The 18,856-nt window shown below is 70.9% G+C and carries 12 protein-coding genes; 4 read left to right on the top strand and 8 right to left on the bottom strand.

The genetic code is table 11. The annotated features are described in order from the left end of the window. Positions 1-2: 2 nt before the first annotated feature. Together AB0M35_RS01500 and mfd are read right to left on the bottom strand one after the other, a co-directional pair. On the bottom strand, positions 3-779 hold the full coding sequence (locus AB0M35_RS01500) for a hypothetical protein (protein ID WP_363740310.1): 777 nt from the start codon (positions 777-779) through the stop codon (positions 3-5). A gap of 67 nt (positions 780-846) precedes the next feature. Beyond that, positions 847-4,527, bottom strand: a complete 3,681-nt coding sequence (gene mfd, locus AB0M35_RS01495) for a transcription-repair coupling factor (RefSeq protein ID WP_363740309.1) — start codon at positions 4,525-4,527, stop codon at positions 847-849. Between the two features lie 332 nt (positions 4,528-4,859). On the opposite strand from mfd, the gene AB0M35_RS01490 reads away from it, so the two are divergent. After that, on the top strand, positions 4,860-5,549 hold the full coding sequence (locus tag AB0M35_RS01490) for a hypothetical protein (protein ID WP_363740308.1): 690 nt from the start codon (positions 4,860-4,862) through the stop codon (positions 5,547-5,549). A 96-nt stretch (positions 5,550-5,645) separates the two neighbouring features. Here the strand turns inward: AB0M35_RS01490 and AB0M35_RS01485 are convergent, their stop codons facing one another. Beyond that, complete coding sequence (locus AB0M35_RS01485; protein ID WP_363740307.1) at positions 5,646-6,686, bottom strand: S66 peptidase family protein; 1,041 nt, start codon at positions 6,684-6,686, stop codon at positions 5,646-5,648. Positions 6,687-6,772: 86 nt separating this feature from the next. Here AB0M35_RS01485 and AB0M35_RS01480 point away from each other — a divergent pair, with 86 nt between their 5' ends. From AB0M35_RS01480 to AB0M35_RS01470, 3 genes are all read left to right on the top strand, one after another. Next, complete coding sequence (locus AB0M35_RS01480; RefSeq protein WP_363740306.1) at positions 6,773-7,801, top strand: hypothetical protein; 1,029 nt, start codon at positions 6,773-6,775, stop codon at positions 7,799-7,801. 152 nt (positions 7,802-7,953) lie between these two features. Beyond that, positions 7,954-10,740, top strand: a complete 2,787-nt coding sequence (gene ppc, locus AB0M35_RS01475; RefSeq protein WP_363740305.1) for a phosphoenolpyruvate carboxylase — start codon at positions 7,954-7,956, stop codon at positions 10,738-10,740. 376 nt (positions 10,741-11,116) lie between these two features. Next, positions 11,117-12,499, top strand: coding sequence for a hypothetical protein (locus AB0M35_RS01470; RefSeq protein WP_363740304.1), 1,383 nt, complete (start codon positions 11,117-11,119; stop codon positions 12,497-12,499). Positions 12,500-12,652: 153 nt separating this feature from the next. Here the strand turns inward: AB0M35_RS01470 and AB0M35_RS01465 are convergent, their stop codons facing one another. The 5 genes from AB0M35_RS01465 to AB0M35_RS01445 all read right to left on the bottom strand — a co-directional run bounded on the left by AB0M35_RS01465 (position 12,653) and on the right by AB0M35_RS01445 (position 18,839). Beyond that, positions 12,653-13,552: an ROK family protein gene (locus AB0M35_RS01465; protein ID WP_363740303.1), complete on the bottom strand. Its 900-nt coding sequence runs from the start codon at positions 13,550-13,552 to the stop codon at positions 12,653-12,655. A gap of 98 nt (positions 13,553-13,650) precedes the next feature. Then, positions 13,651-15,111: a lyase family protein gene (locus tag AB0M35_RS01460; RefSeq protein ID WP_363740302.1), complete on the bottom strand. Its 1,461-nt coding sequence runs from the start codon at positions 15,109-15,111 to the stop codon at positions 13,651-13,653. A 46-nt stretch (positions 15,112-15,157) separates the two neighbouring features. Further along, positions 15,158-16,033, bottom strand: coding sequence for a creatininase family protein (locus tag AB0M35_RS01455; RefSeq protein WP_363740301.1), 876 nt, complete (start codon positions 16,031-16,033; stop codon positions 15,158-15,160). Next, positions 16,021-17,769 (bottom strand): iron ABC transporter permease, encoded by a 1,749-nt coding sequence (locus AB0M35_RS01450; RefSeq protein ID WP_363740300.1) that lies wholly within the window; start codon positions 17,767-17,769, stop codon positions 16,021-16,023. Before AB0M35_RS01450 ends, AB0M35_RS01455 begins: the two co-directional genes overlap by 13 nt. Further along, positions 17,766-18,839 carry an ABC transporter ATP-binding protein gene (locus tag AB0M35_RS01445; protein WP_363740299.1) on the bottom strand — a complete coding sequence of 358 codons (1,074 nt, stop codon included), beginning with the start codon at positions 18,837-18,839 and terminating at the stop codon, positions 17,766-17,768. Before AB0M35_RS01445 ends, AB0M35_RS01450 begins: the two co-directional genes overlap by 4 nt. Positions 18,840-18,856 lie beyond the last annotated feature (17 nt).

Raw genomic sequence — 18,856 nt, 5'->3', positions numbered from 1 at the left:
GCTCAGCCGTGCCCTTGACCCGCCTGGTCACCTTCGTCCGCATGATCCGGCGCCGACTGCGGCTTCGGGGTGGAGATGTCGGTGACCGCGGTCGAGGCCGGCTCGCCGAGCGGCACGCCCACCGCGACGATCGGAGTCGCGCCGGAGAAGCTCAGCACCGGGAACACCAGCGGCCGGTAGCGGGGGTTGACCGTCACGTCGTACGCCTCGACCGCCTCAGCCAACGAGTTACGGTTGGCCAGCGCGTAGCGCAACTGCTCACCGTCGAGCTGACCGGCAGCCTGCTCCACGGTCACCTCGGCTGGTACGGCACCGGCCCGCTTGCCCGCGTCGACCAGGTCAGCCAACTCCTGCTGGGTCGGGGCCACCGGCTCGCCGACCGGGATGCCGGACAGGCAGCCGTAGAGCTCGGCGGTGCGGCGCACGTACTCGGTCTCGGGGTTCAGGCCGACACCCTGGGCGATCTGCGCGGGGTCGACCTCGTTCTGGGCCCGGTAACCCTCGGCGGCGGAAACCCGCTCGCACACCTCGCTGAGCACCAGGACACTCACCACCTCGCTGCGCCCGGGCAGCCGCGGCGCCTGCCCCGGCAACGCCCCGTCCTCCTCGGTCGGCGCCGGGTTCTTCGCCCGCGCGTCGTCGATGAGCGCGGTGACCGCATCCTCGGTGACCGAATGATCACCGATATAGGCGGCGACACCGGGTTCGGAACGACAGCCGGAGAGGGCGACAAGGCCGACCGCCACGCTGGCGACGGCGACAAGACGGCGAGCACGCATTCCGTCACTCTCTCATGACCGGTTCCCGCCCTGGCTGGGAGGGTTCCGCCGGAGCCGGGTGGGTGGGTCAGCGGGCTCCGGCGGTGGCGGGCTGAGGGGCCGTGGGAGCGCCGAGGACGTCGGAGAGCAGTTGGGCGCACCAGTCCAGCAGGGCCTGGTCGCGCAGCGGCTCCCCGCCGATCCGGCGGGTCGTCGGGCGCGGGACGCTGACCTGGTCCAACGCGGTCTTGTAGACCGAGTCGGGGTGGTAGCGCTTGAGCCGCAACTGCTTCGAGTCGGGCAGCGGCAGCGGGCTGAAGCGCAGATGCTTGCCCTGCATGCTGACGTCGGTCAGGCCGTAGCGGCGGGCCAGCAGCCGGAAGCGCGCCACCGCGATGAGGTTCTGCACCGGGGCGGGTGGCTCGCCGTACCGGTCGGTCATCTCGGCGGCCACCTCGCGCAGCCGCTCCTCGTCGCGCGCCTCGGCGAGCTTGCGGTACATCTCCAGGCGCAGCCGTTCCACGCCCACGTAGTCGTGCGGCAGATGCGCGTCCACCGGCAAGTCAATTCGGACGTCGTCCACCGTGCCGTCGGACTCAGGCTGCTCGCCCTTGAACGCCGACACCGCCTCGCCGACCATGCGGACGTACAGGTCGAACCCGACGCCCTCGATGTGCCCGGACTGCTCGCCGCCGAGCAGGTTGCCGGCGCCCCGGATCTCCAGGTCCTTCATCGCCACGTACATGCCGGCGCCCAGCTCGGTGTGCTGGGCGATGGTGGCCAACCGCTCGTGCGCGTGCTCGGTGAGCGGCTTGTCCGGCGGGTAGAGGAAGTACGCGTACGCCCGCTCCCGGCCCCGGCCCACCCGGCCCCGGATCTGGTGCAGCTGGGCCAGGCCGAGCAGGTCGGCCCGCTCCACGATCAGCGTGTTGGCGTTCGGGATGTCGATGCCGGACTCGACGATCGTGGTGCAGACCAGGACGTCGAACTCCTTCTCCCAGAAGCCGACCATGACCTTCTCCAGGGATTCCTCGCCCATCTGGCCGTGCGCCACCGCGACCCGGGCCTCGGGCACCAGTTCCCGCAGCTTGCGGGCGGTCCGCTCGATCGACTCGACCCGGTTGTGCAGGTAGAAGACCTGGCCGTCGCGGAGCAGCTCGCGGTGGATGGCGGCGGCGACCTGCCGGTCGTCGTACGCCCCGACGGCGGTGAGCACCGGGTGCCGCTCCTCCGGCGGGGTGGCGATGGTGGACATCTCCCGGATGCCGGTGATCGCCATCTCCAGGGTGCGCGGGATCGGGGTGGCCGACATGCTCAGCACGTCGACCGCCGCCCGCATCGACTTCAGGTGTTCCTTGTGCTCGACACCGAAACGCTGCTCCTCGTCGACGATCACCAGGCCCAGCGACTTGAACCGGGTGGCCGCCGCCAGCAGCCGGTGGGTGCCGATGACGATGTCGGCGGTGCCGTTGGCCACCATCTCCAGCGTCTGCTCGGCCTCCTTCGGCGTCTGGAACCGGGACAGCTGCCGGATCGTCACCGGGAACTGGCTCATCCGCTCGGCGAACGTGTTGTAGTGCTGCTGCACCAGCAGGGTGGTCGGCACCAGCACGGCGACCTGCTTGCCGTCCTGCACCGCCTTGAACGCCGCCCGTACCGCGATCTCGGTCTTGCCGTAGCCGACGTCGCCGCAGATCAGCCGGTCCATCGGGACGCTCTGCTCCATGTCCCGTTTGACCTCGTCGATGGCGGCGAGCTGGTCGGGCGTCTCCTGCCAGGGGAAGGCGTCCTCCAACTCCCGCTGCCACGGCGTGTCCGGCCCGAAGTTGTGCCCCTTGGACGCTTTGCGGGCGGCGTAGAGCTGGATCAGCTGGGCGGCGATCTCCTTGACCGCCTTGCGGGCGCGGGCCTTGGACTTCTGCCAGTCCGAGCCGCCCATCTTGTGCAGGGTGGGCTGTTCGCCGCCGACGTACCTGCTGAGCTGGTCGAGCTGGTCGGTGGGGACGAAGAGACGGTCGCCCGGCTGGCCGCGCTTGCTCGGCGCGTACTCGATGACGAGGTATTCGCGGGACGCGCCGTTGACCGTGCGCTGCACCAGTTCCACGTACCGGCCGATGCCGTGCTGCTCGTGCACGACGTGGTCGCCGGCCCGCAGCTCCAGCGGGTCGATGGTGTTGCGCCGCCGGCTCGGCATCTTGCGCATGTCCCGGGTCGAGGCGCCCCGACCACCGGTGACGTCGTTGCCGGTGAGCAGCACGAAGCGGGCCGCCTCGTCGACGAAACCGCCGGTCAGGCTGCCGCAGGTGACCAGCAGCTCGCCGGGGGCGGGCGCACTCGGAACCTGCTCGATCATCCTGGCCCCGAGGCCGCCGTCGCGGAGCACCTCGACCGCCCGCTGGGCGGGACCGTGCCCCTCGAAGACCAGCGCGATCGACCAGCCCTCGGCCGCCCACCGCAACAGGTCGTCGACCACCCGGGCCGTCTCACCGTGGTAGAGCGGTGCCGGCTGGGCGGCCAGCGTCACCGCGATCGCGTCGTCCGGGGTGACGTCGACGGTGTCCGGTGCGTCCTCCCACGGCTGCCGCTGCACGGTGCCCGGTTCGGCCAGCCCGAAGGGGGACAGTGTCCACCAGGGCTGGCGCAGGGTCGCGGCGTGCGCGCGTACGTCGGCCAGGGTCCGGAAGGCGGCGGCGCCGAGGTCGATCGGGGCCTGGCCCCCGACGGCGGCTGCGGCCCAACTGGCCGCCAGAAACTCATCCGAGGTACGCACCAGGTCGTGCGCGCGGGTGCGGATCCGCTCCGGGTCGCAGAGCAGTACGTGGGTGCCGGCCGGCATGCAGTCCAGCAGCAGCTCCATCGAGTCTGCGCCGATCAGCACCGGTGCGAGGGACTCCATCCCCTCCACCGGTACGCCGCCGGCCAGCTTGTCCAGGATCTCGGCCAGTTCCGGGTGCTGCTGCGCCAGCGCGGCGGCCCGCTCGCGTACCGCCGGGGTGAGCAGCAGTTCCCGACAGGGCGGCGCCCAGAGCTGGGCGACCTGCTCGATGGTGCGCTGGTCGGCGACGGCGAAGGTGCGGATCTCCTCCACCTCGTCGCCCCAGAACTCGACCCGGGACGGATGCTCGTCGGTGGGCGGGAAGACGTCCAGGATGCCGCCGCGTACGGCGAACTCGCCCCGCTTGGTGACCAGGTCGACCCGCGCGTACGCCATGTCGGTCAACCGGCGGGCGACCTGCTCCAGGTCGGCTTCGTCCCCGGCGGACAACCGCACCGGATCCAGGTCGCCGAGCCCCTTGAGCTGCGGTTGAAGCAGCGAGCGCACCGGCGCGACGACCACCCGCAACGGCCCGGTACGCCCGTGCGCGTCGGTCGAGTCCGGATGCGCGAGCCGGCGCAGCACCGCCAGCCGCCGACCTACGGTGTCGGAACGCGGCGAAAGCCGCTCGTGCGGCAGGGTCTCCCAGCTCGGGAAGATCGCCACCTGCTCGGCCGGCAGCAGCGTGCCCAACGCGGCGACCAGATCCTCGGCCTCCCGACTGGTCGCCGTCACCGCCAGTACCGGCTGTCCCGCACCGCCACCCGCGCCATCGCCTGAGCTGCCTACGGCGGGATCTGCCGCGACGGCGGCGACCGCGAACGGACGCAGGGCCGGCGGTGCGGTCAGGTCAAGGCCATCGACCTGGGCCGCACCGGAGCGCGCCAGGTCACGGACCCGGGCCAGACCCGGGTCGGCAAGGGCGGCGGCGAACAGTCCGGTGAGCGCAGTCATGATCACTTCCGAGGCGAGGACACGACGAGCACCCCGCGTCCGACCGGACGGGGGGTCTACCGGTCGACACTATCTCTCCGGGCCGACGATCCAGCGTCGTCCACGGCTGTTGCCGTGCTCAGGCTCACCCACCGCGCACCGGAGGATCTTGACGCTGCCACCCGTCTGTGATCGGCTGCCCACGCTGGACGGCGATTCTGGTACGCAGTCCGACGCGAAGGGCGTTTTCGCCGACGGCGGCCTGCACACCACCGAGGGTTCCGATCGAACGCCCGGCGACGGCACCTTCCCGGCCCGCGCCTACGCCCGTATCCATCTGAGACGGGAGAACCGTGACCAACCCGCCACCCGGCTACCCGCCCCAACCGCCGTACGGCGGCCAGCCGCCACCCGGCTATCCACCGCAGTTGCCGTACGGCGGCCAACCGCCGGGTGCTCCCCCGCCGCAGGTACCCATGGTCGCCCGCATTCCGGAGGACCAGCCCTTCGTCGTACGCCCCAACCTCGTCAAGCGAGGGCTGCTCTTCGGCGGCATCACGCCGCTGCTCGTCGCCCCGCTCGCCACCTGCGCCGGCCTCGGCATCCTGGATTCCGCCGACCCCGACCTGCGCGGGAACGCCGCTTTGAGCATCCTGGGCCTGGTGGGCTGCCTGCTCGCGCTGAGCGCCGTCCCGATCGGGATCCAGTTGTGGTTGTTCGGGCGTGCCCCGGTGCTGGCGCTGAGCCCGGCCGGGTTGTGGATCCGCACCCGACCCACCCGCGGCCAGGCGGTCTGGTTGCCCTGGGAGGCCATCGCGCAGATCTCCCGCCGCCGCTGGACCTTCGAGAAGATGCTCGTGGTCAAGCCCTACGATCCCCGGATACTGCCGAAGGCCGGCTTCTACACGGCGTTGGACAGTGGGGCGCTGAGCGCCCTGCACGGTTCCGGCCTGGTCGCCACCCTCAACTTCGCCGACAAGTCCGAGGCGGAGATCCTCGCCGCCGTCGCCCACTTCAGCGCCAACCGCTGCCACCTCACCTGAGCCCCCTCCCCGGCAACTCCGTTTCGCCGAAACGGGGGTTTCCTGCCGCTGCGCACCCCGCCGTTTCGGCGAAACGGCGGGCCTCTGTTGCCGCCCTCAGTAGCGGACGGAGATGCGGCGGGCGAGAGGGTCGACGCGGACCTGACCGCCGTAGGGGATGATCAACTGGGGGTCGGTGTGGCCGAGGTCCACGTCGAAGACCAGCACCGCGTCCGGGGCGTACTCGGCGAAGGCCCGGCTGACCGCGGCCCGCTGCTGCTGGGCGTACGCCGTCTTCTCGGGCGGGGTGAGCCGGCGGCCGAACTCCCACGCCTTCGCGCGGCCGACCAGTGCGGCGGGGAAGCCGGCGAGCAGGCCGCGCTCGCCGAGGTTGCGCAGGATTCGGTAGACCTCGACGGCCGGCGGCAACTCCTCGGAGGTCTCCATCAGCAGGACCGAGCCGTGCAGCGACTCCGCCGGGGCGACCCGGTCGGCGGCGAGCAGCCAGTGCAGCACCTCCAGGTTGCCGCCCCAGGTGCGCCCCTCGACCACCGTCGCCGGGCCCTGCCAGTGCCAACCGGTGCCGGGGAACATCACCGGCTCGTCCGCCAGGCAGTTGGGGTCGTTCCAGTCGTTCGGCTCGTCGCCCCACTGCCGCGCCGGGGTGAGGTCGTACCAGTCGGAGCCGAACAGCGCCGCGCGCAGCGAGTCGGCGGTGAGCGGATGCAGCGCGCCGGGCCTGCCGAGGTGTACCAGCACCGAGCCGCCGTGGTAGCTCACCATCCCCAGCCGGTGCAGGTGGTTGAGCACATTCGTGTTGTCCGAGTACCCGAAGTAGGGCTTCGGGTTGGCCCGGAGCACCTCGTCGTCCAGGTGCGGGATGACGGTGATCAGATCGTCGCCGCCGACGGTGGCCAGCACGGCGGTGATGCTCGGGTCGGCAAAGGCGTCGGTCAGGTCGCGGGCGCGCTCGCGCGGGTCGGCACCCATGATCCGGGTGGTCGGGTACTCCACCGGCTCCAGGCCGAACTCCTCGCGCAACCGACGCAGCCCCAACTCGTACACATTCGGGAAGACGGCTGGCAGACCGGCCGAGGGTGAGACGACCGCGACGCGGTCGCCGGGCCGGGGCTTGGGCGGATAGATCAACGCTGCCATTCCCCGAACGGTACCGGCCACCGCCCCGGCGTCTGCGCAGGCCGAACCGCCACGAGACCGGCGTGCCCGTCCCTACTCTGACGTACGTGGGTGAGGAGAGTGCGGTGCGTGACTGGCTGCCTCGTACCGCAGCGCTGCTGTTCGGGACGCTGATCCTGGCATCGGCCTTCATCGCCGCGTACGTGGGCGCACTGCACGCGCCCAATCCCCGGGACGTGCCGGTCGCAGTGGTCACCGGCGACCAGGCCGCGCAGAGGCTGCTCGCCGCCGTGCGGGAGCAGACCGACAGCGTCGAGGCCATCTCGTACGCCGACCCGGCCGCCGCCGAGACCGCGCTGAACAGCCGCGAGGTGTACGCCACCCTCGTCGCCGCCGCCGACGGCGCTCTGACGCTCACCCTCGCCAGCGCCTCCGCACCCGCCGCCACCGACGTGCTGCAGCAGGTGATCACCACGGCCGGCCAACAGGCCGGGGTGCCGATCCAGGTGACCGACCAGGTGCCGGTCTCGCCCGACGATCCACGCGGACTGGTGCCGTTCTATCTTGCGGTCGGGTTCGTGCTCGGCGGATACCTGGCCTCGACCGTGCTCGGCCTCTCGCTGGGCACCGCGCCCGCCGGGCTACGCGGGGCCGGGCTGCGCATCGCCTCCCTCGCCATATACGCCGTGCTGCTCGGGATCGTCGGTGCGGTGCTCGTCGGGCCGGTCTTCGGGGTGTGGCCGGACGATGTCGTGAAGATCGCCGCCGTCGGGGCGTTGGCCGCGTTCGCCGCCGCCATGGTGGCCTCGGCGGTGCAGGGCTGGCTCGGCCTGTTCGGCACCGGGCTGGTGATCCTGCTGCTGGTGGTGCTCGGCAACCCGGGTTCCGGAGGCGTGTACGCCCCGGAGTTCCTGCCCGCGATACTGCGCGGCATGCACCTCTGGAACGTACCGGGGCCGGCCACCGATCTGATCAAGTCGGCGGTCTACTTCGACAGCCGGGCGGCCCGTTGGCCGTTGACTGGGCTGGCGATCTGGGTGGCCGCCGGAATCGTGGGATTGATCACCGCAGCCCTGGTCCGCGGCCGGCACACCGCCGCCCGGCCGGGCCGCCACCACCGCACCGACCAGCGCTGATATCCGCCGATCGACAGCCCGTGGGGTTAAGAAGGGGCCCTTCCTATACAGAAAGCGATAACAAGGGTCCCCTCCTTTCACCCGGCCCGTCGCGGATACGATCGGGGGAAGTCGGACAGCGCTGTCCTTCGCACCAACGTGAGGAGCGCATGGTGACCGACCAGCACGATCACGACGGCCCCGACGCCGCCCTGCGCGCCGACATCCGCAGGCTGGGCACCCTGCTCGGGCAGACCCTGGCGCGCCAGGAGGGTCGGCCGCTGCTCGACCTCGTGGAGGAGATCCGCGCGCAGGTCCGCACCGACGCCCCGGCCGCCGCGCGCCGCCTCGGTGGGCTCGACGTGACCACCGGCACCAAGCTGGCTCGCGCCTTCTCCACCTACTTCCACCTGGCCAACATCACCGAGCAGGTGCACCGGGCCCGTGACCTGCGTCGACGCCGGGCGATGCAGGGCGGTTGGCTGGACCAGGCGGCCAAGATGATCTCCGAGCGGGGAGTGCCGGCGGAGGAGATTGCGGCGGTGGCCCGCCGGTTGGCGATCCGCCCGGTCTTCACCGCCCACCCGACCGAGGCCGCCCGCCGGTCGATCCTGTCGAAGCTGCGCGCCATCGCCGACGAGTTGGACGCCGAGACCACCAACGCGATCCTCTACGGCGCCAGCGACGAGGGCCCGGCGAACCGGCGGCTGGCCGAGTTGCTCGACCTGATGTGGCAGACCGACGAGCTGCGGCTGGACCGGCCGGACCCGACCGACGAGGCCCGCAACGCCATCTACTACCTGCGCGACCTGTACGCCGAGGCCGCCCCGCAGGTGCTCGACGACCTCGCCGAGACGCTGCGCACCCTCGGCGTGGAGACCTCACCGACGGCCCGTCCGCTGACCTTCGGCACCTGGATCGGCGGTGACCGCGACGGCAACCCGTTCGTCACCCCGACGGTCACCCGGGAGGTGCTGGCCATCCAGCACGAGCACGGGCTGACCGCCACCGAGGCGGCGATGGAAGAGCTGATCAACGAGGTGTCGGTGTCCCGCCGGCTGCGCGGGGTGTCCCTGGATCTTTCCGCCAGCCTCGCCGCCGACCTGGACGCGCTGCCCGAGGTGGCGCCCCGGTTCCGTCGGGTCAACGCCGAGGAGCCGTACCGGCTCAAGGCCCGCTGCGTACGTGCCAAGCTGGCCAACACCCGCGCGCGGCTGCGCCAGGACACCCCGCACGTACCGGGGCGCGACTACCGTGGCTCGGCCGAGCTGATCGCCGACCTGGAGCTGCTGCGCGCCTCGCTGGCCCGCAACTCCGGCCAGCTCACCGCCGTCGGACGACTCGCCTCGACCATCCGTACCGTCTCCGCGTTCGGCCTGCATCTGGCGACGATGGACGTACGGGAGCACGCCGAGAAGCACCACGAGGTGCTCGCCCAGCTGTACGCGGCGGTGGGCGAGGTCGACGACTACCCGTCGTTGACCCGGCTGGAGCGCACCAAGCTGCTCGCCGACGAGCTGACCGGCCGCCGACCGCTGTCGGCTGCGGACACTCCGCTGTCCGAGTCGGCCCGCAAGACGTTCGACGTGTTCAGCACCATCCGCGAGGCGCAGGACCGGTTCGGCAGCGAGGTCATCGAGTCGTACATCATCTCGATGACCCTCGGGGTGGACGACGTACTCGCCGCGGTGGTGCTGGCCCGCGAGGCGGGGCTGGTCGACGTGCACAGCGGGCGGGCACGCATCGGCATCGTGCCGCTGCTGGAGACCCCCGCCGAGTTGAACGCCGGTGGTGAGCTGCTCGACGAGTTGCTGTCGCTGCCCGCGTACCGGGCGCTGGTGGCGGCCCGGGGTGACGTGCAGGAGGTGATGCTGGGCTACTCCGACTCCAACAAGGAGGCCGGCATCACCACCAGCCAGTGGTCCATCCACCGGGCGCAGCGGGCGCTGCGGGACGTGGCCGCCCGGCACGGTGTGCACCTGCGGCTGTTCCACGGCCGGGGCGGCACGGTGGGACGCGGCGGTGGGCCGACGCACGACGCGATCCTGGCCCAGCCGTACGGCACGTTGGACGGCGCGATCAAGGTGACCGAGCAGGGCGAGGTCATCTCCGACAAATACACGCTGCCGGCGCTGGCCCGAGAGAACCTGGAACTGACCGTGGCCGCCGTGCTTCAGGCCACCCTGCTGCACACCGCGCCCCGGCAGCCCGCCGAGATGCTGGAGCGCTGGGACGCGGCGATGGACGTGGTGTCCTCCTCGGCCTACCGGTCGTACCGCTCGCTGGTGGAGGATCCGGATCTGCCGGCGTACTTCTGGGCCTCCACGCCGACCGAACTGCTCGGCGCGTTGAACATCGGCTCCCGGCCGGCGAAGCGACCGAACACCGGGGCCGGGCTGGCCGGGCTGCGGGCCATCCCGTGGGTGTTCGGCTGGACCCAGACCCGGCAGATCGTGCCCGGCTGGTACGGGGTGGGCTCCGGCCTGGCGGCTGCCCGGGAGGCCGGGTTGGCCGACGTGCTGGCCGAGATGCACCGCAACTGGCACTTCTTCCGCACGTTCCTGTCGAACGTGGAGATGATGCTGACCAAGACCGACCTCGGCATCGCCCGGCGGTACGTGGAGACCCTGGTCCCGAAGAAGCTGCACCCGATCTTCGCCAAGATCGAGCAGGAGTACGAGTTGACCCGGCGCGAGGTGCTGGCGGTCACCGACTCACCGGACCTGCTGGAGAACTCCCCCGTGCTGCAACGCACCCTCGCGGTGCGCGACACCTACCTGGAACCGCTGCACCACCTCCAGGTGGCGCTGCTGCGCCAGTACCGTGACTCGGGTGCGGCCGGTCGTGCGGTGATCACCGCGCCGGGCGGGCGGCGGGCCCCCAGCGACGGCACGGCATTGGAACGCGCCCTGCTCACCACCGTCAACGGCATCGCCGCCGGCATGCGCAACACCGGCTGACGCCGGCTGCGCGCCGCCCTCGCGCGGCGCCCGATGATCAACTCCACCCACCCTTCGGTGTTGATCATGAGGTTGGCGGCACTCGTTGATCTTCAAGGTGCCGCCAACCTCATGATCAACACTCCTCGGGGGTGCGGGGTGGGGTGGGGGTGGGTGGGGGTGGGTGGGGGGGTCGTCGGCTGGCTGCCGGGGGCTTTGGCTTCGGCGTGTGGCTGCCTGTTGATGCGACGAACCGGCCCAAGCGACAGCTTGGGCCGGTTCGTCTCGTGTTTTGACCATCGTGGGGATTTGTGGTGGTCGAGGTCTAGCGGAACAGGGAGAACCCTGTCCATGATCTGAGTTCTCACACAAAGATCATCAATGGGCAGGGTTCTCGATGAGGAGCGTAACGGCTACCGGTGCCGGTGACCGCGAGCTGGGCCGGATCTTGTTGGATTCGTGGCGGCGGGAGTTGTACGAGGGTGTCCTCGTGTCCCGGTCGAGGACGTTGTTCTCGCTGGTCGACGAGTTGGCCGTGGACCAGGGACGGTGTGGCTGCCCGGCGCATCTGTCGCTGGGCGCGGTCACCGGGCACGCCGCGGCGTACCGGGCGTTACGCGACGGTGAGATCGATACCGGCCGGGCGTTGCGGGCGGCGTGCCGGATCGCCGTACGGTCCGGTCTGCCGCGGGTGTACGCCGTCGACACCACCGCCTGGCCCCGGCCGAACGCGCCGACCAGCCCGGACCGGCAACCGCAGTACACCCCGGGCGGCCCGCGCGGCGCGGCGCTGATCAAGACCGGGTGGCGGTATCAGCACGTCGTCCGGTTGACCCTGACCCCGGACTCGTGGGTCGTGCCGGTCCTGGTCGACCGCATCACCTCCGACGACGACCTGGTCGAGGTCACCGTCGGCCACATCGCACAGGTCTGCGCAGCCGACGGCGCCCGCCCGGGCGACCCGTCGCTGTTCCTCCTCGATTCCGGCTACCCCGCGGCCCGGATCACCCACCTGATCCGCGAACGCAGGATTCCCGCGGACGTCCTGGTCAGGCTCGCGACCTCGCAGACCATGTGGACCAGACCCGAACGCCGGGCCGCTCACCCCCTCGGCGGCCGGCCCCGCCGACACGGATTCCGGCTGCCCCTGCGCGAACCCGACCTACACCCGGACGCCGGTGTCAGCGGCCCGGTCGGCATCTACGGCACCGTCACCGTCCGGGCCTGGCACCACGTCCACCCCAAACTCACCCGCGCCAGCCGCGGCTTCACCGACCAGACCACCCTCCCGATCGTCGAAGGCACCGTGCTACTCGCCCGGGTCCAGCACCTACGCCCCAGCCGCCGCGCCGGCGACCTCGCACTCTGGTACTCCGGCACCCGCCACGACCTGCTCACCCTCGTCATGACCTACCTGACCCGCTACGACATCGAGCACTACTTCCGGTACTTGAAGACCACCGCCCACGCCCCGGACTTCCACCCCCGCCAACCCGACACCCTGACCACCTGGCTCCGCCTACACGCCTACGCCTACCTACACCTGTTCTGCACCCGCACCCACCTCACCCACCACCGGCTGCCCTGGGAACCCGCCACCACCACCCCGACTCCCGGCCAGACCCGCCGACAGGTTTCGCCCGCTCTGCGCAACGCCTGGCAACCACCAGGCCACCCGAAACCCGGCCACCCCGGACCCGGCCGCCCCACCGGAAAACGCCGCAAACGCCGCACCCGCTACCCCGTCATCCGCAAGAACGCCATCCACAAGGGCAAATAACACCCCACCCCCACACCACCACGAACACACCCACACCACACCGCCAGACCACCCTGCCCACACAACGGTCAAAACACGAGACGAACCGGCCCAAGCGACAGCTTGGGCCGGTTCGTCGTTCGTCTGCACGGGAGCGGGTGGCCGGGCGGGCCCTCAGACGGCCGCCGGCAGCGCCTCCAGGGCCATGGCGAGCGAGCCGAGCAGCGCGGCGTCCTGCGCGAAGGCCGACAGGACGATCTCCGGCCGGTACGGCAGTGCGTGGGTGAGCCGCTCGATGAGCAACTCCCGCACCACCTCGTTGCCGGCGACGCTGCCGACCAACACGATCCGGTGCGGGTCGAGCAGCAGGCAGCAGGTGACGAGGTGGCGGGCCAACTCGTCGACGCGCAGGCGCAACTCGTCCCGGAAGCGGCCCGGTTGGACCGCGGCGGCGCAGAGCGCGGCGGCCTGGCCGGTCAGGCCCAGGCGCTCCGCCAACTCGTCCAGGGCCCGACCGGAGAAGGTCGTCTCCAGCATCGGTTCCAGGCCGGAGGGCCAACTGTGGTCCGTAAGGCCGTAGGCGATCTCACCGGCCGCACCGTGGTGTCCGGCGATCACCTCGCCGCCGACCGTCACCGCCGCGGCCACGCCGGTCCCGAGCCCGATCACCAGGCCCGGATCGACGCCGCGCAACGCGCCGAGGCGCAGCTCGGCGTAGGCGGCCGCGTTGAGATCGTTCGCCACCCGCACGGAATCCACCCCCAGGTGGGCGCGGACCTCGTCGGCCAGCCGCAGCTGCTCCCAGCCCGGGACGTTCGGCGCCAGTTCGATGGCGTGGTCGTGGACCACCCCGGGGGAGGCGATGCCGGCTGCCACGAACGTGCCACCGGTCCCGTCGGCGAGTTCCCGGGCCCGGTCGAGCGCCCGGGTGAGAGCCTGCCGTGCACCCTGCTCGGCGTTTGTCGGCAGTCGCTCGGAGACGAGCAGACGACCGTCGACGTCACCCACGCCGATCGCCATCTTCGTGCCGCCGAAATCGATGCCGAGCAGTCGCGGGTTTACCGGTTGTTCCATGGTGATGTCAGATCGCCCTTCGGGCCGTCGGTTCAGGTGGTTCTGCGCTCGCGGCGCCATGACTGCCGCAGTCGCACGTTGCTGCGTCTGCTGCCCGGTCACGGGCTCACCCTCGCCGCGACCGCCTCGGCAAGCGCCGCGTCGGCACGGTGCAGCCGGTCCCGCAGGGCATCCGCCCGCGCCGCCACATCGTCCATTATCGAGCGCAACTGCGCCACCTGCTCCCGTACCGCGGTCTCTCCGGGGCCGTCGGCCTGGGCGCGACGCAGCACGAATTCGGGGCGGACGGCGGCCGCCAGCAGATCACCGATCGCGGCCTCGTCGAGCTGGTCGGCCAGTCCGAGGTCGACGGCCGCCAGCCGGACGTCCTTGACGGTCCAGGTGGCGGGCGCGCCGGTCCGCACCAGCCGGCCGAGCAGCGAGTGGGCGCCCCGGAACGGTACGCCGTGGCGGGCCAGCGCGTCGGCGGCGGCCGTCGTGGTGGCACCCGAGGCGACGATCTCCTCGCTGGTCGGCGGACGCAGCGGATCCAGCTCCGCGATCAGCCCGCCGAGCAGGGAGAAGAACCGGTACGCCCGGTCGTCGCTGTCCCAGAGCCGGGCCTGCACGTCGGTGGTGGCGTTGTTGGAGTCCTCCCACCAGGCGGCGCCGACGTTGTTGAGCACGCTGGCGGCGTCGGCCGCCGCGGCACCGGCCATCGAGACGAGGTGTTCCAGTACGACGGGGTTGCGCTTCTGCGGCATGATGCTGCTGCCCTGGGTGAACGAGGCGGGGGTGACCACCCAGCCCCAGGTCAGCCAGTCCATCAGGGTGCGGGCCAGCCGGGCCCCGGTGGCGAGCGACTGCGCGTTGAGGGTGGCGACCCGCACCAGGTGGTCCGCACCCGCCACCGCCTCGTACGAGTTGACGATGAGCCGCTCGAAGCCGAGCAGGTCCGCCAGGCGACGGGGCGAGATGTCCAGGTCGGTACCGGCGAAGGCGCAGGAGCCCAGGGGCGAGCGGTTCATCTCGTCCAGCAGGTCGGCGTAGGCGACCCCCTCACCGGCCAGCGCCTCGGCATAGCCGGCGAAGACGTGGCCGATGCTGGTCGGCTGGGCGGGGCGACGGTGGGTGTAGCCGGTGACCACCACGTCGGCGTGCCGGTCGGCCCGGTCCAGCACGGTCCGGCCGGTCGCCAGCATCGCGTCGAGCACTGCGAGGAGCTGATCGCGCAGCACCATCCGGAACACCCCGGCGTCGAGGTCGTTGCGGCTGCGGGCGAGTTGCACGCTGAGCTGGGACGCCTCGATCCCGCATGCGGCGGCGAGGCGCTTCTCCAGCGTGTAGTACACGTCCTCGACGCTGCCGTCGTAGTCGAGGTCGCCGGGTTGGTCCTGGGCCAGGACGAGCAGGCCACGCAGCATCGTCGCGGCGGAGTCGGCGGGGATCAGCCCCTGCTCGGCGAGCATCACGACGTGGGCCTGGCTGGCCTTGACCATCGCCGGGTACAGGTTGGCGGCGTGATGCTCGAACACGACGCGCAGATGGTGCTGTTGGTAAGTGGTCAGTGACGGGGTCATCGTGGCCTCCCAGTTGGTCCGTTCTCCTGCGCAACCGACGAGCGGGTCATCCGACCGCCTGGTCCGACCGACCGGTCCCGTCGGGCCGGTCGGACCAGGCAGGCCGGTCGGACCAGCCAGGCTGGTCCGTCCCTGGCGGGCTGGGTAACGGTGCCGTCAGCCACGCCTCGATCACCTCACGCAGCCGCGTGCCGGCCAGTTGGCGGATTCGTCGTCCGGCCGTCTCGTTGGCCAGCGAGACGTGGCCCGACCAGCCCTGCCAAGGGTCGGGCCGCGACTCGACGAGCACGTACGGGTACGGGGTGGGTAGCTTCGGTTTCGGTGGCAGGTCCGGCGTGGCGGCCAGGTGCACCGCCTCGGGGTCGAAACCGAGCACGGCGGAGCTCTCGTACGCTCCGCCGTGCCCCCGGGCCGGCAGGGTGCCGAAGATCTCGCCCGTCTCGTCCGGGCTGACCAGTTGGAACCAGTTGACCAGCAGCAGGCTCGCCAGGTGTCGGCCGGAGACCCACTCCATCGCGGCGCGGACCGTGGAAAGGTTGGCGTCGTGACCGTTGACCACGAGCAGCCGGGGGAAGCCCGCCTCGACGATGCCGGCGAGCACGTCGCTGAGGTAGCCCACGGCGATCTCGGGCCGTAGCGCCACCGTGCCCGGCCAGGGCCGGGTCTGGCCGGGGCAGGCGGCGTACGGTGCGGCGGGAAAGAGCACGGCGCGGGCCGTGCCGGTGGCCAGTTCCCCGGCGAACCCCTCGGCGAGCAGCAGGTCGGTGCCGAGCGGCAGGTGCGGACCGTGCCACTCGACGGCGCCGACCGGCAGCACCGCGAGGTCCGCCGCTTCGGCCACGGCAGCCAGCGCGTGACCGGGCACCCGGGTGATCGGGAGCAGTCCGCCCTCGGTCTTCCACCGCTCGATCAGTTCGTCCACTGCTCGGCCCTCCGGGTCGCGGTACGGCTGCTCTCCAGCCGGCCGGAGAACCACATCACCACGAAGATCAGCAGCACCTGGAGCATGCCGTAGGCCGCTGCGGTGCCGAGTTCGAACGAGTACATCCGGTTGTTGATCGCCACCGAGATCGGCACGGTCGAGGAGGTGTAGATCAGCACCGAGGCGACGAACTCGCCGACACCGTGCACGAAGGCCAGCAACGCGCCGGCCAGCACGCCGGGCAGCATCAGCCGTACGGTGATGGTGTAGAAGGCCCGCAGCCAGGAGGCACCGAGGTTGCGGGCGGCCTCCTCCAACGAGGGGTCGATCAGCGCCAGCGCGGCGGAGCTGGACCGGAACACGATCGGCAGGAACCGCACGAAGTATGCCAGCGGCAGGATCCAGAAGGTGCCGATCAGGACCTGCCCGAAGCTGAAGGCGTTGCCGGTGCTGAAGGCCGAGATCAGGTTGATCGCCACGACCGTTCCGGGCAGCGCCCAGGCGATCATCACCGCCACGTCGAGCAGCCCACGGCCGAAGAACTTCAGGCGCCGCACGGCGTACGCGACGAGCACACCGATGACCACGCAGCCGACGGCCGCGAGCAGGCTCATCTGTACCGAGTTGAGGATCGGCTCGAATGCCTTGGGGTCGGAGAAGATGGTGACGAAGTTGTCCAGCGTGTACGTCTCCGGCAGCACCTGGGTGGTCCAGGACCGGTTCTCGGAGAAGGCGACGAGCGCGATCGTGGCGACCGGGGCGAGCAGCACCATCGTGGCCAGCACCGACGCGACCGGTGCCAGCCAACGACCGATCGGGTTGGTCAGTTCCCGACGGTTCGCCGAGATGCCCTTCGACTGCGACTGGTAGCTGCGCCGGCCTTCGTACCAGCGCATCGCCAGCAGGAAGATGATGGAGACGATGCCCAGCACAGAGGCGTACGCCGACGCCATCGGCAGGTCGCCGTTGGTGCGGTTGATGTAGATCTGCATCGTCATGGTCTGGCTGACGTTGAACAGCAGTGGCGCGGTGTAGGACGCCAGCGAGGTCATGAAGACCAGCAGCGACGCCGAGACCATCGCCGGGGTGAGCATCGGCAGCAGGACCGTACGCCAGACCCGCACCCGGCCGGCGCCGAGGTTGTACGCCGCCTCCTCGACCGAGGGGTCCATCCCGGCCAGCGCCGCGGCGGCGGCCAGGTAGAAGAAGGGGTACATGGTGAACGTGTGCACCACGAGCACCCCGGCGATCCCGTCGAAGGCCATGATCGGCCGCTCGGTGCCGAAGATCGCCTGCAGCCCTCGGGGCACGATGCCGATGTTGCTGTAGAGCAACTGGAACGACACGGCGCCGATCAGCGGCGGCAGGGCGGCCGGCACCAGGATGATCGCCTCGATGAGCCGGCGACCGCGGAAGCTGAACCGCTTGAGCAGGAACGCCATGGAGACGCCGACGATCCCGCAGAGCAGCACGCTCGCCGCCGAGATGAACAGGGAGGTGAACAGCGACTCCCGGGCGACCCCGGAGGAGGTGAAGAACTGGAGGTAGTTGCGGGTGCCGTTCTCGCTGACGCTCTCCGAGAAGGTGGCGAACATCGGGTGCACGACGTAGCCGTAGAGCACCAGGACGAGCGGCAGCACGAGCAGGTACGGGAACCACTGTGAGTTGGTGCCGCCGGCCAGACGTCGGCGCAGCGCGGCCATCCGGGGTGGGGCGGTTTCGGGCAGAGCGGTCACGGCTTGACCACCCAGAGGCGTTCGCGTACGAGCCGCAGGCCCACGAGGTCGCCGACGTTGATGGCCGCCGGTGCGTCGATGACGGCTGCCATCACCTCGGTCCCGTCGCTGTCGATGGTGAGGTTGGTCGCCATTCCGGTGAACTCGACATGGGTGACCCGGCCGCGCAGGGCGGACTCGTCGTCAGGGCCGGCGAGCGTGATGTGCTCGGGGCGGGCCGACACCAACGCGGTGTCGCCCTCGGTGAGGCCATGTCCGGCCGCGGCACCGACCTCGATCGTCGCGCCGCTGGGCAGGCGGACGTCGACCTTGTTCTCGCCGGCGCCGACCACCGGCAGGCTCAGGACGTTGCTGCGCCCGATGAAGCGGGCCACGAAGGCGTTCGCAGGGCGGTAGTAGATCTCCTGCGGGGAACCGACCTGCTGAACCTTGCCGGACTGCATGACGGCGATCCGGTCCGACATCGCCATTGCCTCGGCCTGGTCGTGCGTCACGTAGATGGCCGTGTTGCCGCTCTCCCGCTGGATCCGCCGAATCTCGGACCGGGTCTCCTCGCGCAGCTTGGCGTCCAGGTTGGACAGCGGCTCGTCGAGCAGCAGGGTGCGGGGTCGGATGACCAGTGCTCGGGCCAGGGCCACCCGCTGCTGCTGGCCACCGGAGAGCGCGTCGATGCGCCGTTCGCCGTACCCGGAGAGGTGCACCTGGGCGAGCGCTTCCTCGACCCGGCGGTCCCGCTCGGCGCGGGACACCCGACGAACCCTGAGTCCGTACGCGACGTTCTGCGCCACCGTCATGTGCGGGAAGAGCGCGTAGTTCTGGAACACCATCCCGGTGTCCCGCTTGTTCGGCGACCAGTGCGTGACATCGTCGTCACCGAAGTGGATCTGCCCGGAGGTCGGAAAATAGAAGCCTGCCACCATTCGCAGGGTCGTCGTCTTGCCGCAGCCACTGGGTCCGAGCAGAGTGAAGAACTCGCCGGCGCCGATGGTGACGGTGACCTCGTCGACCGCCGCGGCATCGCTCGACTTGTCGAAGCGCTTGCTGACGGCAGTCAGCCGGACATCGATCATTTCTGGGTCCTTCCAGG

Source organism: Micromonospora sp. NPDC051196, assembly GCF_040682415.1.
Lineage (GTDB): Bacteria > Actinomycetota > Actinomycetes > Mycobacteriales > Micromonosporaceae > Micromonospora.
This window is presented reverse-complemented; position numbering and strand designations above follow the sequence as displayed.